Origin of the sequence: uncultured Flavonifractor sp. (assembly GCF_944385615.1) — a bacterium.
Taxonomy (GTDB): Bacteria; Bacillota; Clostridia; order Oscillospirales; family Oscillospiraceae; genus Flavonifractor.
This window is the reverse complement of record NZ_CALWXV010000002.1, coordinates 80,509-105,753: the sequence shown is the minus strand read 5'-3', so window position 1 is coordinate 105,753 and position 25,245 is coordinate 80,509. Positions and strand designations below refer to the sequence as shown.

Here is a 25,245-nt window from a genome sequence, read left to right as displayed (position 1 = left end):
CCTTTGAAGGAGGGGCACTCTATGGTACCGAAGAAGAAATTTCTCTACCTGCCCCATGCCTCCCAAGAGGATTCCTGCCCATTTGAAGAGCCTGCACTAGCCTTTGCGGAACCAGCTGTCCGATTTCCATGCCCCTGCTGCGGATACCGCACCTTTCCTGTGCCTCAGGAAGAGGCGCTGGCCTTCATCTGTCCAGTCTGCTACTGGGAAAACGATGTATTTGCCCCTGGCGAGGACACCCCTAGCGATGAGAACAGGGGTATGACCCTGAAGCAGGGACGGGAAAATTACCAAAAATGGGGTGCGGTTCGGAAGGACCTGGTGAACTGTGCCCGTCCGCCCCGGCTGGAAGAACTGCCTTGATACCCAAAAAAGGAGACCAATACCTATGCTTGATCACATTTCCGTCAAAGGCGCACGGGCCAACAATTTGAAAAATATCGACGTGGATATCCCCCGGGATAAGCTGGTGGTGCTCACCGGTCTGTCGGGCAGCGGTAAGTCCTCTCTGGCCTTCGACACCATCTATGCTGAGGGACAGCGCCGCTATGTGGAGTCCCTGTCCTCCTACGCCCGAATGTTTTTAGGCCAGATGGAGAAGCCTGACGTGGATTATATCGACGGCCTCTCCCCTGCCATCTCCATTGACCAAAAGACTACCTCTAAAAATCCCCGGTCCACTGTGGGTACCGTCACAGAGATCTACGACTACCTGCGTCTGCTGTGGGCTCGGGTGGGCACCCCCCACTGCCCCAAATGTGGCAAGGAGATCCAGCAGCAGACCATTGACCAGATCATCGACCAGGTGCTGGAGCTGCCCGAGGCCACCCGCATCCAGGTAATGGCCCCAGTGGTGCGTGGCAAAAAGGGCACCCACCAAAAGCTGTTGGAGGATGCCCGCAAGTCGGGTTATGTACGCTGCCGGGTGGATGGCTCCCTGTATGACTTGACGGAAGAGATCCAGCTGGACAAAAACAAAAAGCACAACATCGAAATCGTAGTGGACCGGTTGGTCATTAAGGAGGATATTGCCCGCCGTCTCACCGACTCGGTGGAAGTGGCCTCCAACCTGGCAGGCGGTCTGGTGGTAATCAATATTGTAGGCGAGGACCGGGATATTCTCTTCTCCCAGAACTACGCCTGTGAGGACTGCGGCATCTCCATTGAGGAACTCTCCCCCCGGATGTTTTCCTTTAACAATCCCTTTGGGGCCTGCCCCACCTGCACCGGCCTGGGGGCCCAGCTGAAGGTAGATCCCGACCTTATCATCCCTAACAAGGAGCTGTCCATTCTGGAGGGGGCCATCACCGCCTCCGGCTGGAACAACATCAAGGGGGATTCCATCTCCCGGATGTACTTTGAGGCCCTCTCCAAAAAATACAACTTCAAGCTGACCACGCCTATTGGAGAACTGCCCCCGGAGATTCTGGACATCATTCTCTATGGAACCAAGGGGGAAAAGCTGAAGCTGACCTATGAGCGGGAAAACGGCCATGGCACCCTGATGCAGCCCTTTGAGGGTATCATCAACAATCTGGAGCGCCGCTACCGGGAAACCCAGTCTGATGCTATGCGCCGGGATCTGGAGGACTGCATGAGTGAGCGGCCCTGTCCCGACTGTGGCGGCAAGCGGCTGCGGAAGGAGGCTCTGGCCGTCACTGTAGGCGGTATCAACATTGACGCCTTCTGCCGCAAATCTGTGACCGAGGCACTGGAATTTGTGGATCAGCTGGAGCTCTCCCCTCAGAAAATGCTCATTGCCGACCGGATTTTAAAGGAGATCAAAAACCGGTTGGGCTTTCTCCAGAGCGTCGGACTGCAATATCTGACCCTGAGCCGGGCGGCTGCTACCCTCTCCGGCGGCGAGAGCCAGCGCATCCGGCTGGCCACCCAGATCGGTTCCTCTCTGATGGGGGTACTCTATATTTTGGACGAGCCCTCCATTGGTCTGCACCAACGGGACAACGACAAGCTGTTGGCCACTCTGAAACACCTGCGGGATCTGGGCAATACCCTGTTGGTGGTAGAGCATGATGAGGACACCATGCGGGAGGCCGACTATATCGTGGATATCGGTCCCGGTGCCGGCGTTCATGGCGGTCAAGTGGTGGCTTGCGGTACCGCGGAAGAAGTGATGAATACTCCCGGTTCGGTCACTGGGGATTACCTTTCAGGCCGAAAGAAGATTCCCGTTCCAACGGAGCGGCGGACCGGCAACGGCCATCTTCTCACCGTTCGGGGAGCGGCAGAAAACAACCTGCAAAATATTGATGTGTCCATTCTCCTGGGGACCTTTACCTGCGTTACTGGCGTATCAGGCAGCGGCAAGTCCTCTCTGGTCAACGAGATTCTCTATAAACGGCTGGCCGCAGACCTGAACCGGGCCAAGACCCGGGCAGGTAAGCACAAGGACATCGAGGGCGAGGAATTTCTGGATAAGATCATCGCCATCGACCAGTCCCCCATCGGCCGCACCCCACGGTCCAATCCGGCCACTTACACTGGGCTCTTCAATGACATCCGGGACCTGTTTGCCTCCACCCCGGATGCCAAGGCCAGAGGTTATGGCCCAGGCCGTTTCTCTTTCAACGTCCGAGGCGGCCGTTGTGAGGCCTGCCAGGGAGACGGTCTTATTAAAATTGAGATGCACTTTCTCCCCGATATCTATGTGCCCTGCGAGGTATGTAAAGGCAAGCGGTACAACCGGGAGACCCTGGAGGTGCGCTACAAGGGTAAAAACATCTATGAGGTGCTGGACATGACGGTGGAGGAAGCCCTCCCCTTCTTCGAGCACCTGCCCAAGCTGTACAACAAACTCCAGACCCTCTACGAGGTTGGACTCAGCTATGTGAAGCTGGGTCAGCCCTCCACTGAGCTGTCCGGCGGCGAGGCCCAACGGGTCAAGCTGGCCACTGAGTTGGCCAAACGCTCCACCGGCAAGACCATTTATATCCTGGACGAACCCACCACCGGCCTGCACACCGCCGACGTCCATAAGCTGATTGAGGTCCTACAAAAGCTGGTGGAGGCGGGCAACACTGTGGTGGTCATCGAGCACAATCTGGACGTAATCAAAACCGCTGATTATGTCGTTGATCTGGGCCCTGAGGGCGGCAGCGGCGGCGGCACGATTGTAGCCACCGGCACGCCGGAAGAAATCGCCGCCTGCCCAGAAAGCTACACTGGGCAATATCTGAAGCGGATGCTTTGAATCATAATGAAACGCTCTAAGGCAGTACGCTGATAGGAAAATACGGTCTTAACAGCGGATAAAAATAGGGTGCCGCGCAATGTGCATTGCGCAGCACCCTATTTTTATCCCTTTGTGTACACACGTTCCCGTCCGCTGACCATCTCCAGCTCCACACGCCACACTGCAGTGTTGGACAGATGCCTCTCTATCACTTCCTCTACCCGATCTGGGCAATCTGGCGCGTATTTACGGCAGATTGCCCGCAGGGCTGCCTTCTGCTCTTCAGGGTCCGTGACTTCATGGGCAGTTCCCCGGGCCACAGCGCTGGTGAACTCTGTTTCATAGGCCTGCTGTACTACCTGCTGACTGCCCACAGCGGTGAGACATACCTGGGGATGGAACCGTAGGCAAGTCAGCTTCTCTCCCCGCTTGGCACTGTGAAAGTAAACTGCTTCCCCTACCCGAACCCCGTTTAGCGGCATACAATAGGGCAATCCCTCCTCATCTATCACAGCCAGCACCATATATTCGCATTGGTCCAAAGCCTGCAGGCCCACCTCTCGTCCTTCCTCCCGCTTCATAGTCATCCTTCCCTTCTGATCGCTTTTTCTCTATCATACCCCCCTTCTCTCACCACCGCAAGAAAAATATTGCTTTCCTCTTGACATCTCCGCAAAACTGTATATAATAACATATGAACAATAATTCATATGTTATATGGAGTGTGATTATCATGACGGACCAAAACGGTGTGGAGCGGTGCGAATATAGTCACGTTCACGAGGAAATCGTGGAAAAGGTGGAGCGCACCATGCCGGAGGATGAGATCCTCTATGATCTGGCGGAGCTGTTCAAGATTTTTGGGGATTCCACCCGAATCAAGATCCTGTATGTGCTTTTTGAGTCGGAAATGTGTGTGTGCGATATCGCAAAGCTGCTGGGCATGACCCAGTCGGCGATCTCCCATCAGCTTCGGGCGCTGAAGCAGAGTAAACTGGTCAAATACCGCCGGGAAGGCAAAACGGTATTCTACTCCCTGGCGGATGGTCATGTCCGCACCATTTTGGGCCAGGGCATGGAGCATATTGCGGAGTGAAAGGGGTTTTTACCATGAAAAAGACATTTAAACTGCAAGATCTGGACTGCGCCAACTGCGCCGCTAAAATGGAAGATGCCATCAAAAAGCTGGACGGGGTCAACAATGCCACTGTCAGCTTCATGACCCAAAAGCTCACCCTGGATGCTGACGACGCCAAATTTGATGCCATTCTCCAGCAGGCAGTCAAGGTGTGCAAAAAGGTGGAACCGGACTGTACCATTATCGTGCGGTAACAAACGCCCCCAGGCAGCCTTGGCCGCCTGGGGGTATATCAAGGAGGGATACATCATGACCAAAAAGCAGACCCGGATGCTGATTCGGATCCTGGTCAGCGGAGGACTTTTCGGCGCGGCGCTTGCCCTTCCTCTGGAGGGCTGGGCCAAGCTGGCCGTTTTTCTGGTTCCTTACGCCGTCATTGGATGGGATGTGCTGTGGCGGGCTGTGCGCAACATCGCCCATGGTCAGATCTTTGACGAAAACTTTCTCATGGCTTTGGCTACCATCGGGGCGCTGGCCATTGGCGAATATCCCGAAGCTGTCTTTGTCATGCTGTTTTATCAGGTAGGCGAGCTCTTTCAGAGCTATGCAGTCAACCAGTCCCGCAAATCCATCGCCGCTTTGATGGATATCCGCCCCGACTATGCCAACATTGAGGTGGACGGACAGCTGCAGCAGGTGGACCCGGAGGAGGTGGCGGTGGGAGACACCATCGTCATTAAGGCGGGAGAGCGCATCCCGTTGGACGGCGTAGTACTGGAGGGTGCTTCAACCCTGGATACCGCCGCCCTCACCGGCGAGTCGCTCCCCCGGCAGGTCCAGTCTGGCGATGATGTGATTTCCGGCTGTGTCAATCTGTCTGGGCTGCTGAAGGTCCAGGTCACCAAGGCCTTTCAGGAGTCCACCGTATCCAAAATTTTGGATCTGGTGGAGAACTCCAGCAGTAAAAAGGCTAAGGCAGAGCACTTTATCACCCGCTTTGCCCGGTATTACACCCCAGTGGTAGTGCTGGCTGCTGTAGCGCTGGCTGTTCTGCCTCCCCTCTTCACTGCCATCGGCTGGTTGGATTCCATTCAGCGAGCCTTGAATTTCCTGGTAGTTTCCTGTCCCTGTGCCCTGGTGATCTCAGTGCCCCTCTCCTTTTTCGGCGGCATTGGCGGCGCCTCCCGGGATGGAATTCTGGTCAAGGGCAGCAACTATCTGGAGGTGCTGGCCAAAGCTGAAATCGTTGTATTCGACAAAACAGGTACCTTGACCCAGGGGGTCTTTAACGTCACCGCCATCCATCCCGACCACTGTGACCAGAGCCATCTGCTGGAACTGGCAGCCCTGGCGGAGTGTGTTTCCGACCACCCCATCTCCCGTTCCCTTCTGGAGGCCTGGGGGGAGCTTCCCGACCGCAGCCGGGTAACTCAGGCGGAAGAGTTGTCCGGCCGGGGTGTCAGAGCCATAGTGGACGGCAAGGTCATTTGTGCAGGCAATGATAAGCTGATGGAGGAGATCGGCGTCACGTGGCACCCTTGTCACCATGTTGGTACCACGGTCCATGTGGCGGCAGACGGGGTCTATCTGGGCCACATCGTCATTTCCGACCAGGTCAAGCCCGACGCAAAGGAGGCTATTTCCACTCTGAAGGCAGCGGGCGTCCGCAAAACAGTGATGCTCACCGGAGACGCCAAGCCGGTGGGCGAAGCGGTGGCCGCTCAGTTGGGACTGGACGAGGTACACGCGCAGCTCCTCCCCGCCGACAAGGTGGACCAAGTGGAGAGACTATTGAAGCAAGTCTCCCCCAAAGGCGCTCTGGCTTTTGTGGGGGACGGTATCAATGACGCCCCTGTTCTCTCCCGGGCAGATGTGGGCATCGCCATGGGCGGATTGGGCTCCGATGCCGCCATCGAGGCGGCAGATATCGTCTTAATGGACGACAAGCCTTCCAAACTGGCCCAGGCCATTGCTATCGCCCGGCATACACTGGCTATTGTGCGGCAAAACATCGTGTTTGCCCTGGCGGTAAAACTATTTGTTTTGGTGCTCAGCGCCTTGGGACAGGCAAACCTGTGGCAGGCCGTGTTTGCCGATGTAGGCGTGTCAGTCATTGCCATCCTCAACGCCATGCGGGCTATGCGAAATCCAAGAAATAAGATATAAAAGAAACGCGAGCCGATCGGCTCGCGTTTCTGCTTTTAGTCCAGTCTCAAAGGGGAAATCCGGTTCAAAACCGTCTGCATGGCGGTCTGATTGAGGCCGCTGTTGATGGCTGTCTGGTTCAGCAAAATTCCGCCGCTCTTGGTGGGAGCGGAGAGGGCACATACAGAAAGATAAACCACCTGAGCCCGAAGGAAACTGCTTCTCTCCAGCATGGTCCGCTCACTCTGGCGGATCACACCCAGCCTTACCCCAGCCTCCATGGCAGTCTGCCAGGAAAAGTCGGGATTGGTCCCGCTTTCAGAATAGCCCAGAGCACGAAGGACAAAGGTCATATATTCCCCAACTGAAATGGTCTGATTGGGTCCAAAATATAGTCTACCAGAGGTATCCTGTCCGACTCCAGTGGTGTAACCCTTTTCGTAGGCATAGGCCAGATAGCGGTCGGCCCAGCTGGGACTGTCCACAAATGGATTTTTCGCTGTGCTGGACAGGGCAGCCTGCTCCTCCCCCATCAGGCGGATAAACATAACCATACCTTCTACCCGCATGGCCTGCCGCTCCAGTTCATAACCAGAGCCATAGGCAGTACCAGTGCCCTGAAGCAGCCCCATCTCGGTTAAACCATCAGCCATGGCGTTATAATCCACGTTTCCGCTTTCCGACAGGGTATACTTCCCCTCCAGGCAAAGAACAGCGGTATCTGAGGTCACCGTTACCGCCACGGCGATACTCTCTCCCGCCAGACAGCGATGGCGAATCGTCAGTCCACTGCCCGAGGACATTGTCACTCCATCTGTAGTATCTACCATAATACCACCGGAAGCAACAGCGCTCCCCGCCAGCAGCATCACCCCGGACCCGGAGGACAGGGTGAGCACATCCCCCTTCTTGAAGCGCAGGTCACTGAGCCCATCCTCACCTGGCGTAATGCTTGAGCCATTCCCACCAGTTCCGGCCTGCGCCAGATAACCGGCGTGTTTATTGTTCAAATCATTCAGTGCCTGGTTGTAGACTGTACTCATCTGGGACTCAGCCTGGGTGCCTGCCTGCTCCAGAGCCTGATTGGTAAAGGTCGTATCCACATAACTTTTTGTAACCAGAGACTGATTACTGGCGGCTACCACCGCCCCGAAACTCACCAAAATAACACCGGTAAGTAAAAGTGCCGCTGCTTTTTTCATGTTTCCTCCGAAATCATATAACTAAGAGCCAAAAGGCTGTCCGCAAAGTGGACATCTTCAATGACCACCCCCGGCGCGTCTACTGTCAACTCGCTGTTGGTAAAGTTCCAGATACCCCGCACCCCTGCCCGGACCAGACGGCTGGCAGTGGCATTTGCCACACTGCGCGGCACAGTGAGCACCCCAATACTGGCTGGGTTTTGGGCCAGATAGTCCTCCAGCTTGTCCACATGGTAGACCGGCACACCAGAGCGGACCTGCCCCACGATCTCAGGGGCCACGTCAAAGGCGGCGGCCAGCGCCACACCAGAACGCTCAAAATGAAAATTTTCCATCAGCGCCCGGCCCAGGTTGCCCGCACCCAGAATCACAGCCGTGTGCCCGCGGTTCATTCCCAGAATGTCTGCAATCTCTCCACGCAGCTTTTCTACATTATAGCCATATCCCTGTTGTCCAAACTCACCAAAGCAGGACAGGTCCTGCCGGATCTGGGAGGCGGTCAGCCCCATAGACCGGCCCAAAGCGCTGGATGAAATACGCTCTACCCCAGTCAGATGCAGGTCAGTCAGATGACGGTAATATCGGGGCAGCCGCCGGATCACCGCACTGGACACCTTTTGCTTTCTCATGCTCAATCACACTCGTTCCAGAGGATATCTTTCCTATTCAGTTTACTCAAAACTGCCTTGGATGTCAACGTCTGAAGGACATTTCCTCCTGGGACAGCCAACTTCTCCCGTTAGAATACAATGCCTATCTTGTGGTTTGAATGCTTGCCAGAGGTAGTTTCCAGGTGTAAACTGAAGGGGAACTCATACTAAGGAGGCAGAGACCATGCTCAGTGACTTTTCTTTTCATACCGAGCGCCGAACAGAGGCGGAGTGCAAGGCTCTGTTAAAAGTCCGCCGGAAGGAGTTGGCTGGCTTGCAGCAGCGGCTGGAGCAGGCCAAATTACCGGTGATCGTGTTGTTGGAGGGCTGGAGTGCTTCCGGAAAGGGCCGTACTATCCAGTCCCTCATCCGGGAGCTGGACCCTCGGTTTTTCAAAGTGCTCACCGTCAACGATCCAACTCCAACCGAGCTGCGCTGGCCCTTCCTCAAGCGTCATTTTGATCCCATCCCCGCCGCTGGAAAGGTGCTTTTTCTGGACACCGGCTGGATGGAGGAAAGTGTGCGGGCCTATCAGCGGGGGGAACTGTCCGACAAAGAATACGAAAAACGGCTGGAGAGCATCAACATCTTTGAGCGGCAGTTAGCCGCAGGCGGGTATTTGTTGGTCAAGCTATTCCTCCACATCGACCCACAGTGCCAGAAAGAGCGGCTGGACCACCTGGCTGCTGACAAAGACACCGCTTGGCGGGTCAACGAAGCCGACCGGCGACAGAATAAAAACTACGACCGGGATCTGGCGGCCTTTGACCGCTATCTGTCCGCCACCAACAAGCCATGGGCCCCCTGGAAGATTATTGACAGCACAGACGCAGCCAAGGCCAATCTGGCGGCGGCGGACTGGGTGTACAGCCAGATCTGCGCTGCACTGGAGGCCTGTCCGGTACCGGAGCATCCGGAATACCATTGGCCTCTGGCCCCTACCCTGCCTCTGGCTCAGGTGGCGCTGGATAAGACTCTGGCGGAAAAAGACTACCGCAAGCAACTAAAGAAATGCCGTAAAAAGTTGGCTGATCTTCATAACGAGCTCTACCGCAGGAAGATACCAGTGGTCATCGTATACGAAGGTTGGGATGCTGCCGGCAAGGGGGGCAACATCAAACGTCTGGCCTCCGCATTGGACCCCAGGGGGTATGAGGTCCTCCCCATCGCCGCCCCCACCAAGGACGAGCTGGCCCGCCACTATTTATGGCGATTTTGGACCCGGCTGCCCAAAACAGGCCATATCGCCATTTTTGACCGCAGCTGGTATGGCCGGGTAATGGTGGAGCGGCTGGAGGGCTTTTGTACCACCGACGACTGGCAGCGGGCTTATGATGAGATCAACGAGTTTGAAAAAGAGCTTTCGGACGAAGGTATGGTGGTAATCAAGTTCTGGGTGCAGATTGACAAGGACACCCAGCTGACCCGATTCAACGAGCGGCAGGCTGACCCAGCCAAACAGCGGAAGATCACTGAGGAGGACTGGCGCAACCGGGATAAGTGGGATGCTTATGAGACGGCAGTCAATGAGATGCTGGCCCGCACCAGCACCACCTTTGCTCCCTGGCACATTTTGGAGTCGGTGGACAAGAAATATGCCCGTGTCAAGGCTATGAAGATTGTGATTGAAGCCTTGGAGGAGGTCATGAAACAGCTCTAGTCCAGAAAAAAGGCTCAGACCGGAAGCATGTCCGGTCTGAGCTTTTTTACGCATTCAGCAGGGCCATCAGCTCTTCTTCAGTGAGTACGGGGATACCAAGGTCGTTGGCCTTTTGCAGCTTTGACCCGGCGGCCTCCCCAGCCACTACATAGCTGGTCTTTTTGGAGACCGAGCTGGACACTTTTCCCCCCTGTGCTTCGATGAGAGCAGCGGCCTCCTTCCGGTCCATGGTGGGCAGAGTACCGGTGAGTACAAAGGTTTTTCCTGAAAGCTTATCCCCCACCGGCTCTTCTGTGCTGGTAAAGGACACCCCCGCTTCCCGCAGTGTGTCGATCAGGTGGCGGCTCTGGTCATTGGCAAACCAGTCCAGCAGGCTGTGGGCTGTAATACCCCCGATGTCGGGCACAGAGGTCAGTTCCTCCTCAGTGGCGGCTATCAGGGCGTCCAAGGTCCCAAACCGAGCAGCCAACACCTTGCCTGCCTTTTGCCCAACCTGTCGGATACCGAAGGCGAAAAGCAACCGCCCAAGTCCGGCGGACTTGGATTTCTCAATGGCGGCCATGAGATTTTCCGCGCTCTTCTTGCCCATCCGCTCCAAGGGTGCCACCTGTTCTGCCGTCAGCCGGTACAGGTCTCCAGGGCCCTTGATCAGACCCGCCCCAACCAAGCTCTCAACAACAGCGGGACCTAACCCCTCAATATCCATGGCATCCCGGCTTGCAAAGTGGATGATGTGCCGCAGCCGCTGGGCGGGACACTCTGCCCCGGTACAGCGGATGTGGGCTCCGTCCTCGTCCCGGGCCACCGGCGCCCCACACACCGGGCAGTAGTCCGGCAGATGGTAGGGTGTGGTGCCCTCCGGCCGTTTTTCCTTTAAAACGGATACAATTTCAGGAATGATCTCCCCTGCCTTCTGCACCAGCACAGTGTCCCCGATGCGGATATCCTTTTCCGTAATGAAATCCTGATTGTGTAGGGTGGCGTTGGTAACGGTAGTGCCCGCAAGGCGAACTGCCTTTACAACGGCTTTAGGAGTAAGGACACCGGTACGTCCCACCTGGACCACAATGTCCTCCACCACACTCTCCTTCTGCTCAGGGGGGTACTTGTAGGCCGCCGCCCACCGGGGAAACTTGGCGGTGGAGCCTAGAGCCGCCCTATCTGAAAGGTTATTTACCTTTACAACTGCCCCGTCGATATCAAAGGGGAATTCCTCCCGACTGTCTCCCAGGGTGGCGATACGCTCCGCCGCCTCCTGAATGGTGGTGCAGGTATAGTGGGGAATCACTTTAAAACGCTGTTCCCGCAGGTATTCCAGACTCTCTGTGTGGGTGGCGAAGGTTTTACCCTCCGCCCACTGGACGTTGAATACCCGGATATCCAGCTTGCGGGCGGCGGCAATTTTAGGGTCCAGCTGCCGCAGGGAGCCAGCCGCTGCATTGCGGGGGTTGGCGAAGAGGGCCTCCCCCTTCAGCTCCCGGTCGGCGTTGAGCTGCTCAAAGCTCTTCTTGGGCATAAATACCTCGCCCCGAACAATAAAGGAGGGCAGAGCATCGGGCAGACGCAGAGGGATGGAAGGGATGGTCTTCAGGTTTTCAGTCACATCCTCCCCTACCTGGCCATCCCCTCGGGTGGCTCCGCGGACAAAAAGGCCGTTTTCGTACTCCAGGGCTACCGACAGCCCATCCACCTTGGGCTCTACATCGTACTCCACCCCGCCGGGCAGAGCGTCCCGTACCCGCTGGTCAAACTCACTTAGCTCCTCCACAGAAAATACGTCCTGTAAGCTCTCCAGAGGAACCCGGTGATGGACCTCGGCAAAGCCGTCGGCTACCTTGCCCCCCACCCGCTGAGTGGGTGAGTCTGGTGTAATCAGCTCTGGATGCTTGGCCTCCAGCTCCTCCAACTGACGCAGCTTGTGGTCGAAATCGTAGTCAGACATGCTGGGGTTGTCCAGCACATAGTATTCATAGTTGGCCTGCTCCAGCTCCCGGCGCAGGTTTTGAATCAACTGTTTTTCGTCCATGGCGGACCTCCACTTGGAATTTTCGGGTGCAGTTGGGGGCCAGCTTACCCAGTAACAGGGCAATCAGCCCACCCAGGAAAGCCCCCAAGGTATTGAGGATCAGGTCGTCCACATCGGTGGCACGATTGACAAAAAGCTGTAAAAACTCGATGGCAAAGGAGGTGCAGAAGCCAACCGCCAGCCCTTTCCACCACCGTGGCCTCCGCCACAGCAGGTTGGGAAAGAAGCCCACAGGCAGAAAGATAAGGGTGTTGGCCAGCATCATATAGGCTCCCCACTCCCCCAGCGTCATCCCGCTGAACAGGGTGGGTATCCAGCCGATATACTGTACGGACTGGGACAGCGGGGTCAGCGGGAAAAAGACCTCCTGCCCTTGGAAGGCGGCCTGCCAGTGACCCATCGTCCAGAAGTAAGCGGGAAATACCGTCAGGGCCATCAGACCGGCACAGAACAGGATAAAGACAAAGAGCCCCATCTCTCGCAGAAGGCCGCTTTGCAGTCCGCAGCGGTATAGCCTCTTCTGGCGGATGGGCAGCAGGGACAGGAAGAGAATCGCCCCAATGGCCATACAGGGCAGCATCTGTTTGATATAATCCAGTGTAATGTCCAGGTACCACAGCAGGGTATCCATGGAATCGCCCCCTTTTTTCTGGTGTGCTCCCATAGTACCACAGGGTTTTTATAGCCACCTTACAGGGGTCTTACACTTTTCTTACGAACCGGCAGCGGGCAGTTCCAGATAGGAATTGGGAACCTCCCCCACCAGCAAGGTCTCGGCCACACACACCTGGGCAGTAACGCTGGTTTCGGTCCGTCCACCTGGAATGAGCAAGGTCACATCCACCTGAATATCCAGCAGGATCTGGTGCAGGGTCTGATTGATACCTTGAGCGGTAAACCGGTTGGAAAATTCCGCTTTGGGAGCTGCTGCAGTCAGCACACCCACCGGCAGCATAGGGCCCCAGTCGGAGGCAGTGGCAAAGCCGGTAAGGCTGCCCAGAGACACGCCCAACTCCTGGGCATCCAGCCCCTCTACCTGTTCCAACACCTGCTCCAAGATTTTGGTTCGCAAGGTGTTGAGCTTTACAGAGTCTATGGATAAAAGGGTCACCCGCCCTTCCTCGTCCTTCTCCAGCGTGACCAGGTCAGAATAGGCCACCCCCTGGTCGGCCAAGGTGGCAGCTACCGCATCATTGACAATGCCGGTAATTTTGTTCTCCGCCTGGACGGTGGCCAGGGTGGTGACAGTGGGCCGCAGAGCAGCGTCCACCATCCAGATCACCAGCACCGCCAGGGCCGTCCCTATGATAGCAGCCAGCAACAGACCGCCTCCCTGCCGTGGCAGAAACGGGCGGCACAGCCAAGTGCGTAAAGGCCGTCTCATTGCCTCACCCCCACAGGGCAGGCTATGCATAAAAGGGATCGTCCTATGCCTTCAGCAGTTCCTCCACAGCCAGCATGACGCCGGCCTTGCCGCTCTCATAGGTGAGCCCACCCTGGAAATAGGCGGTGTATGGCTCCCGCATGGGAGCGTCGCAGGACAGTTCGATGGAAGCCCCCTGGATGAAGGCCCCGGCGGCCATGATAACCTGACAGTCGTACCCCGGCATATCCCAGGGCTCCGGTGTAACGTAGGAGTCCACCGGCGCGCCGAACTGGATGCCCTTGCAGAACTTTTTCAGGGGCTCCGGGGACCCAAAGTGGACCATCTGGATGATGTCATGCCGTACTGTATCGGAGGCCGGGTCCACCTGATAGCCCAGAAGTTCCATAATACGGGCGGCAAAGACAGCGGTCTTGACTGCCTGAGCGGTGATGTGGGGAGCAAGAAAAAGGCCCTGATAGAGGCTGCGGTTGGCCCCAAAGGTGGAGCCGCACTCCTTCCCAATGCCGGGGGTAGTGAGCCGCATGGCGGCCCCTTCAATCAGATCGTGCCGCCCGGCGATGTAGCCGCCGGTGGGCGCCAGCCCGCCGCCGGGATTTTTGATGAGAGAGCCCACCACCAGGTCAGCCCCCACTTGGGTGGGCTCTATGGTTTCCACAAACTCACCGTAGCAGTTGTCCACCAGCACAGCAGCGCCTGGGTTGTTGTCCTTGACTACCTTCGCCAAGGCCCCAATCTCCGCCACCGACAGGGACGCTCGGGTGGCGTAGCCACGGGACCGCTGGATCAGCACCGCCTTCACTCGGGGGTCTTTTACCGCCTCTGCCAGTCCAACAGGGTCCGGCTTATTGTCAAGTAATTCTACTTGCCTATACTTGATTCCGTAATTTTTTAGCGAACCGGGTCCCTTATCCACCACACCAATAACCCCCAGCATGGTGTCATAGGGGGCCCCAACGGCGGACACCAGAATATCGCCGGGCTTTAAGGCCCCAAAGAGGGCGCAGGTGATAGCATGAGTACCATTGACAAACTGTACCCGCACCAGGGCGTCCTCAGTGTGGAAGATATCGGCATAGATCAGATCCAGGGTATCCCGGCCCAGATCGTCATAGCCATAGCCGGTGGTACCAGCAAAGTGGGCCTCAGCCACCCGATGTTTTTGGAAAGCGGCCAGCACCTTCTGGGTGTTCTCCTCCGCAATGGCGTCGATGCGTTCAAACTGCGCCGCCAAATCGGCCTGGGCCTGGGACGCCAAGGCCGTTACTTTCTCACTTATCTGTAAAGTCATTTTGCTTGCTTCACCCTGTTCTATCAATGGTTTATAGCTTTTTAGGCGATCTGTTTCCAACCCTTGTAAGCTCAGTCCAGCTTGGCCTGTGCAAAGGCGGCTACCAGTGCGGCGCAAGCCTCAATGTCGTCCAGGTCAGCCACCTCCAGGGGTGTATGGACATACCGGGTGGGTACAGAAATGCCGCCGGTATACACGCCTGCCCGGGTCTGGTGGATGGCTCCGGCGTCAGTCCCACCAAAGCAGAGGATGTCACGCTGACAAGGGATATCCCTTGCTTGTGCCAATTCCTCCAGCTTTTTCACCACTGCCGAGTGGCAGATTACCGAGCTGTCCATCACCTTAATGGCGGCACCCTTGCCTGCCGCACTGGAGCACTCGTGGGGAGCGTCAGGGATATCGTCGGAGTCGGTCACGTCCACGGCGATACCGTAGTCTGGATCGATACCATAAGCGGCGGTACGAGCGCCCCGCAGACCCACCTCCTCCTGGACGGTAAAGACAAAGTACAGGTCGTTGTCGCTTTTTTTGATGCGCTCCAGACTGGAGAGCAGGATGGCACAGGCGATGCGGTCGTCCAAATAGGGGGAAAACAATTTCCTGCCGGTGACAAAGGGGGCGGTGTCAAATACAGCGGTGTCACCCACCTGCACCATGGCGTGGGCGTCGGCCTCATCCTTTGCGCCCACATCAATGTAAAGGTGTTCCAGCTTCCACTCCTTTGGCTCCACCTTGCCCTGAACCGCTATGACGCCACGAACGCCGTTTTTGAAGCGGACAGGGGTACCGGGCAGATCATGGGGAGACAGGCCGCCGATTTGCCCAAAGCGGAGATAACCCTTTTTGTCAATGTGGGTGACGATGCAGCCGATGGAATCCATGTGGGCGGCAAACATTATGCGGGGGCCGCTCCCCTTTTTGTGGCAGATAAGGCTGCCCAGAGTGTCGGTGGAAATCTCGTCCACATAGGGGGCAGCCAGCTTGCGGATGGCCTCGGCTACCTCTCTCTCGTCTCCTGAGGGGCCGTGACAGGCGTTGAGGGTCTGCATGATCTCTAACATATCCATATATGGTCAGTCCTCCTTGGACAAGCGGATGATAAAGGCACGGGTCAATTGGTACACCGCTTCAATATCGGCGGCGTTGGCCAGGGTGGCAGGCGTGTGGGAGTAGCGTACCGGCACGGCGATGGACGCTGTCCGTACACCGGAGGCCGCACGCTGAACCGCCATAGCGTCCCCTGAGCCGGTGGTGTTTTCCCGCAGCTGCCAGGGGATACCCTGTGTCTCTGCCAGGGAGCGTAGCATCTCGAAGAGGGCCCGGTCAGCAATGATACCCTTATCCATAAAGGAGATTACCACACCCTTGCCCAGAGCACAGCTCTTTTTATGGGCGGGAACTCCGGCTATATCGAAGGTGGGGGCTCCCTCCAGCACCAGAGCGATCTCCGGTTTGACTGAGAAGGCCGCGCCAAAAGCGCCCCGAGCCCCTACCTCCTTCTGTGCGGTAAAGACAAAGGTACAGTCCATAGGAAGATTTTCCCGCATGAGCCACAGCAGAACCGCACAGCCCACCCGGCTGTCCAGAGCTCTCCCCTTCAGCAGATTAGGCACGAGTTCCTCCGGAGGGCTGTCAAAGGCGGCTATATCTCCCAGGTTCACCAGAGCCTGGGCCTCCTCCTTGTTCTTGGCCCCGATATCCAGATAAAAATCCTCCAGCTTGGGGACATTCTTCTCCTCATCCCGGCTCACCAGGTGGTAGGCCTTCAGCCCAACCACAGCAGGGATGAGCTTGGAGCCTACCAACACCCGCTTTCCCAGCAATACCCGCCGGTCAATGGAGCCAACGGTATCAAATTTCAGATAGCCCTCATCTGTAATGGAGCGCACCATCAAGCCCACCTCGTCCATGTGGGCGGTGAGCAACAGCTTGTTGCCGGTGGGTTTTGTACCCTCTTTGAAGGCGATGACATTGCCCATGGCGTCTACCCGCAGCTCGGTGGCGTACTGCCCTGCCACCTCCATAACGCAGTCCCGCACCTGGTCCTCCCAGCTGGACACGCCGGGAATGGAGCACAGGCGTTTCAGCAGTTCTTTCACAGCGGCCCCTCCTTTCCCAACTCCTCTACAAAGGCGGCCAGCAGAGCCGCAGTGTGCTCCAGGTCAGTGAGGGAGAGCACTTCAATGGGGCTGTGCATGTATTTCAAGGGCAGGGAGAGCACCGCCGTAGCCACGCCCTCCCGGCTGATCTGCATCTCCCAACCGTTGGTACCAGTATGGCCAGACATGACCTCCTGCTGGAAGGGAATTTCCCGTTCTTTGGCCTTATCCAGCAGCCGCTGGGTCATCCAACGGGTCATATTGGGCCCTACGCCGATGGCGGGGCCACCCCCAAGAACAAAGGTCTTGTCTGCGGGACCATCGGGGGTGCGGCCGTGGGTCACGTCCACAGCGATACAGCAGTTCGGCTGTACCGCCCAGGTACCTACCGTAGCCCCCACCCCGGATACTTCCTCCCGGGTAGAGCCCATGACGTATACGTCCACATCCAGCTCCTTGTCCTTCAGCAGCTCCAGGCAGCGCAGCAGGATGGCAAAACAGGAACGGTCGTCCATAGCCTTGCCGCACACCTGGTCCTCTCCCAGAGGGAAACAGGCACCACGATACACCATAGGAGTGCCCACCAGTCCTTCCGCCTGCTCCTGGGTCAGGCCGGCATCTATCACCAAGTCCTGGATGGGGACCGCCTTATCCATATCAGACTGCTGAGGGGTAGGGCTGGCTACTATGCCAACGATGGGAGGCGTGGTCAGGATGGTTACCTCCCGACCAGGCAGCATCCGGGGGTCTACCCCGCCGATGGTGCGAAAACGGAGAAACCCCTCCTCCGCCCCGGTGACAATGAGGCCGATCTCATCCAAATGGGCATCCAGCAGGATGGTTTTGGCCCCCTCTATGCCGCAGCGGTGCACACCGATCAGGTTACCCATGCGGTCGATGGATACCTCGTCCACCAGCGGGGCCAGCAGGGCTTTGGCAGCCTCAGCCGCCGGGCCCTCAAAGCCGGAGGGCGCTGTACAGCCGCACAGCGTCTCCAGCACTTGTCTCATATCCAAATTCAGATTCCTCCTTATCAGGGGGTATGCATTGGGTGGGAGGCTGTAAGAGCCGCCTGTCACTCCAAGCTGTAAATAATCTTTTTAAAGGCGGCTCCCCGCTCCATAAAATTCTTGAACTTGTCAAAGGAGGCGCAGGCGGGCGACAGGATCACCACATCGCCGGGCTGAGCCGTCAGGTGGGCGGCCAGTACCGCCTTATCAAAGTCAGGGATAATGGCGATGGGCAGAGCGGCGGGGAGATAATCAGGACATTGCTCCACCGCAGCCTTGATCTTTCCCGCTGTATCTCCTGTCAGGAATAATGCCTTTACATGTTCTATGATCTCTGGGCCAAGCACGTCAAAGGGAATGTGCTTATCATAGCCGCCGGCGATGAGGATCACTTTCTGGTGGAAGGAACGCAGGCCGGCGATGGTACGGGAGGGGCTGGAGGCGATAGAGTCATTATAATACTTTACCCCGTTCAGCGTACGTACCAGCTCAATGCGGTGTTCCACTCCGGCAAATTTCCGGGCAAAGTCCCGCACTACCTGGTCAGGCACCAGCCCATCCAGAGCGGCAATGGCGGCCATATAGTTTTCTACATTATGGATACCGGGGAGCAGAATGTCAGCCACCGGCAGCACTGGACGCTCGTGCATCTCGTTTCGGACCCAAATCACCCCATCCCGCAGGAAAGCGCCCCGCTTGGGTTCCTCCTCCCGGCTGAACATAGACAGCCGTCCAGGGGCCATATTCTCAAAGCTTCTGGTATAGGGATTGTCTGCGTTGATAACCAGCAGATCCTGCTCTTCCTGGTGGAGGAAGATGTTCTCCTTGGCCTCAATGTACTCCTCCATGGACTTGTGAACGTCCAGGTGATTGGGAGCCAGATTGGTGACCACGGCAATGTCAGGGCTCTGGTCCATGGTCATCAGTTGGAAAGAGGACAGCTCCAATACCGCGATATCCTCCGGCTCCATGCCGTCCACATCAGGCAGCAGCGGTTTGCCGATGTTGCCTCCCACATACACTGTCTGCCCCGCCGCTTTCAGAAGCTCGGCAATGATGGTGGTAGTGGTGGTTTTACCGTCACTGCCAGTGACGGCGATGGTGCGGCAGGGGCAGACCTGGAAAAATACTTCCATCTCAGAGGTAAGGATGGCCCCCTTTTGAAGGGCGGCCACCAGTTGGGGCAGGTCTGGCCGCATACCTGGGGTGCGGAAAATGACCTCAAAGTCCAAGTCCTCCAGGTAGTCCTCCCCCAGCTTAAGAACAGCACCCAGGCTCTCCAGCTCCTCAGCCAAACCGGCAAAGGCGCTCATGGGCTTTTTATCGCAGGCGGTGACCTTGATACCCGCCCGCAGCAGCATTTTGATCAGAGGCGTATTGGAGACACCGATGCCGATGACGGCCACCCGCTTGCCGCGCAGGCTGGCCAGGTATTCCTGTATGGTGGAACGCTTCATAACAGTTCCTCCCTATCTCATGATTTTACAAACTTATATGGAACCAAACACCTGATAAGCCGTGAGCCATCCGGTAAGGTCTGCTGTTCTGCGGATAGTCATGGAACCGGCGGTGGAGTCCAGTAAAAGTTATTATATCCCACCTGAGTAAAAAATTCAATCCATGACCGCTTTTGCTGCCGGTTTCCGTCCAACAGAAAAAGGCGCGCTGCAAGCTGCTCTGCTTGCGGCGCGCCTTGAAGCAACAAGGATTACTCCGCCAGGAATTTCTCCAGACGGGCCAGGCCCTCTTTGATGTTATCCATAGAGGTGGCATAAGACCAACGAACGAAGTTGGGGGCACCAAAGCCGGAGCCGGGCACCACAGCCACCAGGCCGTACTTCAGGAAGGCATCGGCAAATACGTCGTCGTTGGTGATCTCCACCCCGTGGATGGTCTTGCCGATGAGCTGCTCCAGGTTCATCATCACATAGAACGCGCCTTCCGGCATAATGCAGCTGACGCCGTGGATCTGGTTCATGCGCTCCACAATGTAGTTGCGGCGCTCCTCAAAGGCCTGACGCATGGTCTCCACCTCATCCTGGGGACCGCTGAGGGCAGCAGCAGAGGCTTTTTGGGAGATAGCTACGGGAGAGCCGGTGGAGTGGCTGACATAGTTGGCCATCACCTTGGCGATCTTCTCATTGGCGCAGGCATAGCCGATGCGCCAGCCAGTCATGGCATAGGCCTTGGACACACCGTTGATGAGAATGGTACGCTCCTTGGCATCCTCGCTGAGGGAGGCAAAGCTGGTGAACTTGCGGCCATCATACACCAGGCAGGCGTAGATCTCATCGGAGATAACATACAGATCTGCCTTGGCACACACCGCCGCCAGGGCCTCCAGCTCCTCCCTGCTGTACATCATGCCGGTGGGGTTGGAGGGGTTGTTGAGCATAATGGCCTTGGTCTTGGGGGTAATGGCTTTCTCCAGTTTTTCTGCGGTAAGCTTGAAGTGCTCGGCCTCGGTGGCAGTGACTACCACAGGCACGCCGCCCACCATACGGATCAGCTCAATGTAGCTCACCCAGTAGGGCGCGGGCAGGATTACCTCATCCCCAGGATTTACCAGTGCCCGCAGGGCCAGATAGACCAAATGCTTGGCGCCGCTGCTCACCACCACCTGGGCAGGCTTGTAGTCCAGGCCAAAGTCCGCCTTCATCCGGTCGCACACCGCCTGACGCAGCTCCACAGTACCGGCGGCGGGGGTGTAGCGGGTCACGTTGTTCTGGATGGCGGCAATGCCGGCATCCTTAATGAACTCAGGGGTGTCGAAGTCGGGTTCTCCCGCGCCAAAGCCGATGACATCCACGCCGTCGGCCTTCATCTGCTTGAACATGGCGTCGATAGCCATGGTGGTGGAGGCCCGGACGGCCTGGGCGATGGTAGACAGCTCTTTCAATGGAATCTCTCCCTTGTCACACAATTTCTTGACATATTATATGCGTTGACTTGCAAAAAAGCAAGCCCTTATTTCAGAAACTTCCTGGTTTTTGAATGAGTAAGCATGTAAAAATGCAAAAAGAGGCGCCCACCTTGCAGGCGGACGTCTCTGAAACAGCTTATGCGTGCATTCTGGCCCCTACCACCCGAACAATAACGGTGCTGAGTACCAGGTTGACGGCCAGCTCCACCAGGAAGTTGATCCCGGTGAGGACGAACAGGATGTAATAGATTACCTCTGTACCACCAGCCCAGGACAGCAGAATGTCATGGAACAGCAGTGTCAGGCACAGGCAGAACAGACCAGTGTTGACCACCGGGCTCACAATACCGGCCAGAATGGAACCGCCTAACATTCTTCCATGGGATCTGCCGCTTCCTGCTACAGCCCGGTAGACCAGACCGGCACACAGACCGGACAGAATACCCTTGCCCAGGCAGATCACAGCGGTGAGAAAGGGGTTGGCATTCCACAGGATGCTGCCGCCGCTGTCCCAACCCAGGATACAGGCCAGCAACACGACAATGCCGAATACACCACCCAGATAGGCTCCTGCCTTGGGGCCGTACAGAGCCGCCCCGATGATGATGGGGGCCAGGGCCAGGGTGATGGGGAACGGCCCAAACTTGACGAAGCTGGCGACTACCTGCAGGACTACGATAATGGCCGTCATCAGGGCTAGTCCAGTCAGGCGTCTTGTTTTCTCACTTGCTCTCATAGAAATTTCCCTCCTGCTGCCGCTCCTCTCTCTTTATAAAGGATGCAGCGCATGTATTTACCCACGGACAACGCCGTTGAGTACCAGTTCAGGAACGCCGGGGCTTACGGGTGTTCTTCTGGTAGAGCAGATAGAGACCCCGCATGGCCAAGTCGGCGTCGTAGTGGACAGTGCGTTTACAGTAACGCAAAATGCGGGGGGCTTCCCCACCAGTGGCCACCACAGTGACAGAACTGCCCGCAGCCCCCTCCATCCGGTCAATGATGCCCTCCAGCATGGCGGCGTGTCCGTAGAGAGCACCGGAGCGCATGGACTCCTCAGTGGTGCGGCCCAGCAACTCCACCGGAGCGGTACTCTCCAGAGAAATGGGGGGCAGAGCATCGGCTCGGGACCACATAGCCTCCAGAGCAAGGGTGAGTCCCGGCATGATGACACACCCCTCATATACGCTACCTATAATTAAGGAGGCGGATGTGGCGGTGCCCAGGTCCACCATAACGATAGGACTTGGGTAGGCGGCGATAGCCGCCACAGAAGAGGCCACAATGTCGCTGCCCAGCTGGTTATGGATTTCCGCCTTGATGTTGAGACCGGTTTTAATACCGGGGCCCACCACCATAGGGACTTTCCCGGTGAGACGGGTCATGGCCTCAGTGAAGATGGCGGTCAGAGGGGGTACCACGCTGGACAGGATGGAGCCGTCCACCCCCCGGATGTCAGCCCCATAGAGCCGAAACACCCCAAGCAGATCGATGGCACACTGGTCCTGTGTCTTACTGCGGGTGGTTTCCAGGGTTGCCCGGAACAGGAGTTTCCCCTCCCTGTCGAACAGGCCTACCGTGGTGGTGGAATTGCCTACATCTATTGCCAGAATCATGGACACCCCTCCACTTTTTCTCCAGACATTTTAGCAGTTCTGTCCCAAAGCGTCAAGGAAAGAGTGATACAGAAGACGTGGAGCTACGGCCTCCGGGAATACCGAATACCGTAGCTCCACGCTTGAAGCTCAGATCTTGGAGCAAATCAGCTCCCCCATCTGTTTTGTGCCGATGGGGGTGACGCCGGGCTCTGCGATATCGGCGGTACGCCAGCCCTCTGCCAGTACCGCGTCCACCGCTGCCTCTACTGCGTCGGCCTCGGCGGCCAGATGGAAGGAGTAGCGGAACATCATGGCCACCGACAGGATGGTGGCGATGGGGTTGGCTTTGTCCTGACCGGCGATATCGGGAGCGGAGCCGTGAATGGGCTCATACAGGCCGGGAGCAGTGTCTCCGATGGAGGCGGAGGGCAGCAGACCAATGGAGCCGGTAACCATGCTGGCCTCGTCGGAGAGGATATCACCGAACATATTTTCCGTAACCACCACGTCAAACTGGCCGGGGTCCCGCACCAGCTGCATGGCGCAGTTATCCACCAGCACGTCCTCGTACTCCACGTCAGAATATTCCTCCGCCAGCCGGTGCATGACGGACCGCCACAGACGGGAGGTCTCCAGCACATTGGCTTTGTCCACGGAGGACACCTTTTTCCGGCGGAGCCGGGCCAACTCGAAGGCACGGCGGCCGATGCGCTCGATCTCCTTCTCGGAGTAGGCCATCCGGTCGGCGCACTCCATGCCCCGGTCGGGGGTGTCGTACTTCTCCCGCTGACCAAAATAGATGCCGCCGGTGAGCTCCCGTACCATCATCAGATCAATGCCCTTTTCCGCCGTCTCCTTCTTCAGGGGGCAGGCGTCGGCCATGGCGGGCCGCAGAGCGGCGGGGCGCAGGTTGGCGTACAGGCCTAAATCCTTGCGGATGGCCAGCAGGGCGGTCTCAGGCCGCTGCTCAGCGGGCTTGTCGCTTCCCCATTTGGGGCCGCCTACAGCGCCCAGCAGCACAGCGTCGCAGGCCTTGCACTTCTCCGCAGTGCCGTCGGGGTAGCTCTTCCCCACCGCGTCGGTGGCGCAGCCGCCCAACAGAACATCTTCATAGGTAAAGGTATGCCCAAATTTTTTGCCCACGGCCTCCAGCACTTTCACAGCCTCATTGACCACCTCGGGGCCGATACCATCGCCCCGGATCAATGCGATTTTATAATTCATTTCGCCACACCTCTCGCCTTTAGAGAATTGAGCAGGCCACCAGCTTCAATGATGCCGTTGACAAAGGCCGGGAACGGAGCAGCCTGCCAGGTCTTACCCTGAGTCTCGTCGGTGATGGTGCCGGTGGCAAAGTCCACACTCACCGTGTCCCCCGCCTGGATCTCGGCGGCCGCCTCGGGGCTCTCCATAATGGGTAGGCCGATGTTGATGGCGTTGCGGTAAAAGATACGGGCAAAAGAGGGGGCAATGACGCACTTCACTCCGCAGGCCTTGATGGACAGAGGGGCATGCTCCCGGGAGGAGCCGCAGCCGAAGTTGGAGCCCGCCACGATGATGTCCCCTGCCTCCACAGAGGAGGCAAAGCTGGCGTCGATGTCCTCCATACAGTGGGAGGCCAAGGATTTTTCATCGGGGGCGTTGAGATACCGGGCGGGAATGATGACGTCGGTATCCACATTGTCGCCGAACTTATATACTTTCATGGCAATAAACCTCCCTTACAGCTTGCGCGGGTCAGCCACGCAGCCCGCCACAGCAGAGGCGGCGGCCACCGACGGATTGGCCAGAATGATCTCAGAGGACACGGGACCCATGCGGCCCACAAAATTGCGGTTGGTGGTGGAGATGGCTCGCTCATGGTCGGACAAAACGCCCATGTGACCGCCCAGACAGGGGCCGCAGGTGGGGGTGGACACGGCGCAGCCCGCCTCAATAAAGATCTGGATCAGGCCCTCGGCCATGGCATCCAGGGTGATCTGCTGGGTAGCGGGGATGACGATGCACCGCACACCGTCGGCCACCTTGCGGCCCTTGAGCACCGCTGCGGCCTGCCGCAAATCGTCCAGGCGGCCGTTGGTGCAGGAGCCGATGACCACCTGCTGGATGGGGGTGCCCTCCACCTGATCAATGGTGCGGGTATTGGAGGGCAGATGGGGCAGGGCCACCGTGGGCTGGAGGGTATTCAGGTCAATGACGATCTCCTGCTCGTACACTGCATCGGGGTCAGCCTCCACCGCCTCCCAGGGACGGGTCACCCGGCCAGCCAGATAGGCCCGGGTCTTGTCATCCACCGGGAAGATACCGTTCTTGGCCCCGGCCTCGATGGCCATGTTGGCGATAGTGAAGCGGTCGTCCATAGACAGCTCCCCTACCCCCTCCCCGGCAAACTCCAGGGATTTGTACAGCGCCCCATCTACTCCGATGGTACCGATGAGGTGGAGAATCACATCCTTGCCAGACACATAAGGCTGAAGTTTGCCCTTCAGGGTGACCTTGATGGCGGCAGGCACCTTGAACCAGGCAAGGCCGGTAGCCATGCCGGCGGCCATGTCGGTGGAGCCCACACCAGTGGAGAACATACCCACTGCACCATAAGTACAGGTGTGAGAGTCAGCGCCGATCATGCACTCGCCGGGGGCGGTCAGGCCTTTTTCGGGCAGCAGGGCGTGTTCCACACCCATACATCCCACATCATAGAAGTGGGTGATATTGAATTCCTTGGCAAATTCCCGGGCCTGGGCACATAACTGTGCGGACTTGATGTCCTTACAGGGGGTGGAGTGATCCAGCACCAGGGCGATCTTATCCTTGTCAAATACCTGCGTCAGTCCCGCCTTGCGGAACTCGGTGATGGCTACCGGAGCGGTGATGTCGTTGCCCAGCACCAGGTCCAGCTTGGCCTCCACCAGCTGGCCGGGTACCACCTGGTCCAGTCCGGCGTGACGGGCCAGGATCTTTTGGGTCATGGTCATTCCCATACTTGGGC

General features: G+C 57.6%; 23 protein-coding genes. 6 read left to right on the top strand and 17 right to left on the bottom strand.

The features are described 5' to 3' along the window. The first annotated feature begins 21 nt into the window (after positions 1-21). Positions 22-363: a CPCC family cysteine-rich protein gene (locus tag Q0J75_RS01660; RefSeq protein WP_297196108.1), complete on the top strand. Its 342-nt coding sequence runs from the start codon at positions 22-24 to the stop codon at positions 361-363. A 25-nt stretch (positions 364-388) separates the two neighbouring features. Continuing rightward, the gene (uvrA, locus tag Q0J75_RS01655) at positions 389-3,211 is read left to right on the top strand and encodes an excinuclease ABC subunit UvrA (protein WP_297196106.1); all 2,823 of its coding nucleotides are present in this window, start codon (positions 389-391) and stop codon (positions 3,209-3,211) included. 104 nt (positions 3,212-3,315) lie between these two features. Here the strand turns inward: uvrA and Q0J75_RS01650 are convergent, their stop codons facing one another. Next, a complete protein-coding gene (locus tag Q0J75_RS01650) occupies positions 3,316-3,774 on the bottom strand; it encodes a pyridoxamine 5'-phosphate oxidase family protein (protein WP_297196104.1) in 459 nt (152 codons plus the stop codon). Positions 3,775-3,926: 152 nt separating this feature from the next. On the opposite strand from Q0J75_RS01650, the gene Q0J75_RS01645 reads away from it, so the two are divergent. Genes Q0J75_RS01645 through Q0J75_RS01635 form a run of 3 tightly spaced genes read left to right on the top strand, consistent with a single transcriptional unit; the run spans position 3,927 to position 6,437 of the window. Beyond that, positions 3,927-4,289, top strand: coding sequence for an ArsR/SmtB family transcription factor (locus Q0J75_RS01645; RefSeq protein WP_297196102.1), 363 nt, complete (start codon positions 3,927-3,929; stop codon positions 4,287-4,289). Positions 4,290-4,303: 14 nt separating this feature from the next. Beyond that, on the top strand, positions 4,304-4,525 hold the full coding sequence (locus Q0J75_RS01640; RefSeq protein WP_297196100.1) for a cation transporter: 222 nt from the start codon (positions 4,304-4,306) through the stop codon (positions 4,523-4,525). Between the two features lie 55 nt (positions 4,526-4,580). Then, complete coding sequence (locus tag Q0J75_RS01635) at positions 4,581-6,437, top strand: heavy metal translocating P-type ATPase (protein WP_297196098.1); 1,857 nt, start codon at positions 4,581-4,583, stop codon at positions 6,435-6,437. A 35-nt stretch (positions 6,438-6,472) separates the two neighbouring features. Here Q0J75_RS01635 and Q0J75_RS01630 read toward each other — a convergent pair whose 3' ends face one another. After that, positions 6,473-7,618, bottom strand: coding sequence for an S-layer homology domain-containing protein (locus Q0J75_RS01630; protein ID WP_297196096.1), 1,146 nt, complete (start codon positions 7,616-7,618; stop codon positions 6,473-6,475). Then, a complete protein-coding gene (locus Q0J75_RS01625) occupies positions 7,615-8,247 on the bottom strand; it encodes a redox-sensing transcriptional repressor Rex (protein WP_297196093.1) in 633 nt (210 codons plus the stop codon). The genes Q0J75_RS01630 and Q0J75_RS01625 overlap by 4 nt, the downstream gene beginning before the upstream one ends. Before the next feature lie 205 nt (positions 8,248-8,452). Between Q0J75_RS01625 and pap the strand changes: the two genes are divergently transcribed. After that, complete coding sequence (gene pap, locus Q0J75_RS01620) at positions 8,453-9,928, top strand: polyphosphate:AMP phosphotransferase (protein ID WP_297196091.1); 1,476 nt, start codon at positions 8,453-8,455, stop codon at positions 9,926-9,928. Positions 9,929-9,974: 46 nt separating this feature from the next. Here the strand turns inward: pap and ligA are convergent, their stop codons facing one another. The 14 genes from ligA to leuC form a co-directional block, all read right to left on the bottom strand. After that, entirely contained in the window at positions 9,975-11,954 is a 1,980-nt protein-coding gene (gene ligA, locus Q0J75_RS01615) for an NAD-dependent DNA ligase LigA (protein ID WP_297196089.1), read from the bottom strand. Continuing rightward, positions 11,896-12,585 carry a VanZ family protein gene (locus tag Q0J75_RS01610; RefSeq protein WP_297196087.1) on the bottom strand — a complete coding sequence of 230 codons (690 nt, stop codon included), beginning with the start codon at positions 12,583-12,585 and terminating at the stop codon, positions 11,896-11,898. Before Q0J75_RS01610 ends, ligA begins: the two co-directional genes overlap by 59 nt. 81 nt (positions 12,586-12,666) lie before the next feature. Then, positions 12,667-13,275 carry a sporulation protein YunB gene (yunB, locus tag Q0J75_RS01605; protein WP_297196085.1) on the bottom strand — a complete coding sequence of 203 codons (609 nt, stop codon included), beginning with the start codon at positions 13,273-13,275 and terminating at the stop codon, positions 12,667-12,669. A gap of 106 nt (positions 13,276-13,381) precedes the next feature. Then, positions 13,382-14,629: an aminotransferase class I/II-fold pyridoxal phosphate-dependent enzyme gene (locus tag Q0J75_RS01600; protein ID WP_297196082.1), complete on the bottom strand. Its 1,248-nt coding sequence runs from the start codon at positions 14,627-14,629 to the stop codon at positions 13,382-13,384. 71 nt (positions 14,630-14,700) lie between these two features. After that, complete coding sequence (locus Q0J75_RS01595; RefSeq protein ID WP_297196080.1) at positions 14,701-15,696, bottom strand: M42 family metallopeptidase; 996 nt, start codon at positions 15,694-15,696, stop codon at positions 14,701-14,703. Between the two features lie 6 nt (positions 15,697-15,702). Beyond that, positions 15,703-16,728 carry a M42 family metallopeptidase gene (locus Q0J75_RS01590; protein WP_297196078.1) on the bottom strand — a complete coding sequence of 342 codons (1,026 nt, stop codon included), beginning with the start codon at positions 16,726-16,728 and terminating at the stop codon, positions 15,703-15,705. Continuing rightward, a complete protein-coding gene (locus Q0J75_RS01585; RefSeq protein WP_297196150.1) occupies positions 16,725-17,738 on the bottom strand; it encodes a M42 family peptidase in 1,014 nt (337 codons plus the stop codon). The genes Q0J75_RS01590 and Q0J75_RS01585 overlap by 4 nt, the downstream gene beginning before the upstream one ends. Positions 17,739-17,803: 65 nt before the next feature. Continuing rightward, positions 17,804-19,195 (bottom strand): UDP-N-acetylmuramoyl-L-alanine--D-glutamate ligase, encoded by a 1,392-nt coding sequence (murD, locus tag Q0J75_RS01580; protein ID WP_297196076.1) that lies wholly within the window; start codon positions 19,193-19,195, stop codon positions 17,804-17,806. Between the two features lie 251 nt (positions 19,196-19,446). Continuing rightward, positions 19,447-20,637 carry a pyridoxal phosphate-dependent aminotransferase gene (locus Q0J75_RS01575; RefSeq protein WP_297196074.1) on the bottom strand — a complete coding sequence of 397 codons (1,191 nt, stop codon included), beginning with the start codon at positions 20,635-20,637 and terminating at the stop codon, positions 19,447-19,449. A gap of 160 nt (positions 20,638-20,797) precedes the next feature. Then, positions 20,798-21,397, bottom strand: a complete 600-nt coding sequence (locus tag Q0J75_RS01570; protein WP_297196072.1) for an ECF transporter S component — start codon at positions 21,395-21,397, stop codon at positions 20,798-20,800. Positions 21,398-21,485: 88 nt separating this feature from the next. After that, entirely contained in the window at positions 21,486-22,274 is a 789-nt protein-coding gene (locus Q0J75_RS01565) for a type III pantothenate kinase (RefSeq protein WP_297196070.1), read from the bottom strand. A gap of 129 nt (positions 22,275-22,403) precedes the next feature. After that, positions 22,404-23,480 (bottom strand): 3-isopropylmalate dehydrogenase, encoded by a 1,077-nt coding sequence (gene leuB / locus Q0J75_RS01560; protein ID WP_297196068.1) that lies wholly within the window; start codon positions 23,478-23,480, stop codon positions 22,404-22,406. Continuing rightward, on the bottom strand, positions 23,477-23,962 hold the full coding sequence (locus Q0J75_RS01555; RefSeq protein ID WP_297196066.1) for a 3-isopropylmalate dehydratase small subunit: 486 nt from the start codon (positions 23,960-23,962) through the stop codon (positions 23,477-23,479). The genes leuB and Q0J75_RS01555 overlap by 4 nt, the downstream gene beginning before the upstream one ends. Before the next feature lie 15 nt (positions 23,963-23,977). Further along, the gene (leuC, locus tag Q0J75_RS01550) at positions 23,978-25,237 is read right to left on the bottom strand and encodes a 3-isopropylmalate dehydratase large subunit (protein WP_297196064.1); all 1,260 of its coding nucleotides are present in this window, start codon (positions 25,235-25,237) and stop codon (positions 23,978-23,980) included. Positions 25,238-25,245: the final 8 nt, after the last annotated feature.

Bases quoted from the DNA above. Each gene is read 5' to 3' on its own strand.
- Q0J75_RS01610 (WP_297196087.1), bottom strand. From the start codon at position 12,585: ATGGATACCCTGCTGTGGTACCTGGACATTACACTGGATTATATCAAA.
- leuB (WP_297196068.1), bottom strand. From the start codon at position 23,480: ATGAATTATAAAATCGCATTGATCCGGGGCGATGGTATCGGCCCCGAG.
- Q0J75_RS01585 (WP_297196150.1), bottom strand. From the start codon at position 17,738: ATGAGACAAGTGCTGGAGACGCTGTGCGGCTGTACAGCGCCCTCCGGC.
- uvrA (WP_297196106.1), top strand. From the start codon at position 389: ATGCTTGATCACATTTCCGTCAAAGGCGCACGGGCCAACAATTTGAAA.
- Q0J75_RS01600 (WP_297196082.1), bottom strand. From the start codon at position 14,629: ATGACTTTACAGATAAGTGAGAAAGTAACGGCCTTGGCGTCCCAGGCC.
- Q0J75_RS01630 (WP_297196096.1), bottom strand. From the start codon at position 7,618: ATGAAAAAAGCAGCGGCACTTTTACTTACCGGTGTTATTTTGGTGAGT.
- Q0J75_RS01555 (WP_297196066.1), bottom strand. From the start codon at position 23,962: ATGAAAGTATATAAGTTCGGCGACAATGTGGATACCGACGTCATCATT.
- Q0J75_RS01565 (WP_297196070.1), bottom strand. From the start codon at position 22,274: ATGATTCTGGCAATAGATGTAGGCAATTCCACCACCACGGTAGGCCTG.
- Q0J75_RS01645 (WP_297196102.1), top strand. From the start codon at position 3,927: ATGACGGACCAAAACGGTGTGGAGCGGTGCGAATATAGTCACGTTCAC.
- Q0J75_RS01660 (WP_297196108.1), top strand. From the start codon at position 22: ATGGTACCGAAGAAGAAATTTCTCTACCTGCCCCATGCCTCCCAAGAG.
- Q0J75_RS01635 (WP_297196098.1), top strand. From the start codon at position 4,581: ATGACCAAAAAGCAGACCCGGATGCTGATTCGGATCCTGGTCAGCGGA.
- leuC (WP_297196064.1), bottom strand. From the start codon at position 25,237: ATGGGAATGACCATGACCCAAAAGATCCTGGCCCGTCACGCCGGACTG.
- Q0J75_RS01595 (WP_297196080.1), bottom strand. From the start codon at position 15,696: ATGGATATGTTAGAGATCATGCAGACCCTCAACGCCTGTCACGGCCCC.
- Q0J75_RS01640 (WP_297196100.1), top strand. From the start codon at position 4,304: ATGAAAAAGACATTTAAACTGCAAGATCTGGACTGCGCCAACTGCGCC.
- Q0J75_RS01625 (WP_297196093.1), bottom strand. From the start codon at position 8,247: ATGAGAAAGCAAAAGGTGTCCAGTGCGGTGATCCGGCGGCTGCCCCGA.
- Q0J75_RS01650 (WP_297196104.1), bottom strand. From the start codon at position 3,774: ATGAAGCGGGAGGAAGGACGAGAGGTGGGCCTGCAGGCTTTGGACCAA.
- murD (WP_297196076.1), bottom strand. From the start codon at position 19,195: ATGAAGCGTTCCACCATACAGGAATACCTGGCCAGCCTGCGCGGCAAG.
- Q0J75_RS01570 (WP_297196072.1), bottom strand. From the start codon at position 21,397: ATGAGAGCAAGTGAGAAAACAAGACGCCTGACTGGACTAGCCCTGATG.
- ligA (WP_297196089.1), bottom strand. From the start codon at position 11,954: ATGGACGAAAAACAGTTGATTCAAAACCTGCGCCGGGAGCTGGAGCAG.
- pap (WP_297196091.1), top strand. From the start codon at position 8,453: ATGCTCAGTGACTTTTCTTTTCATACCGAGCGCCGAACAGAGGCGGAG.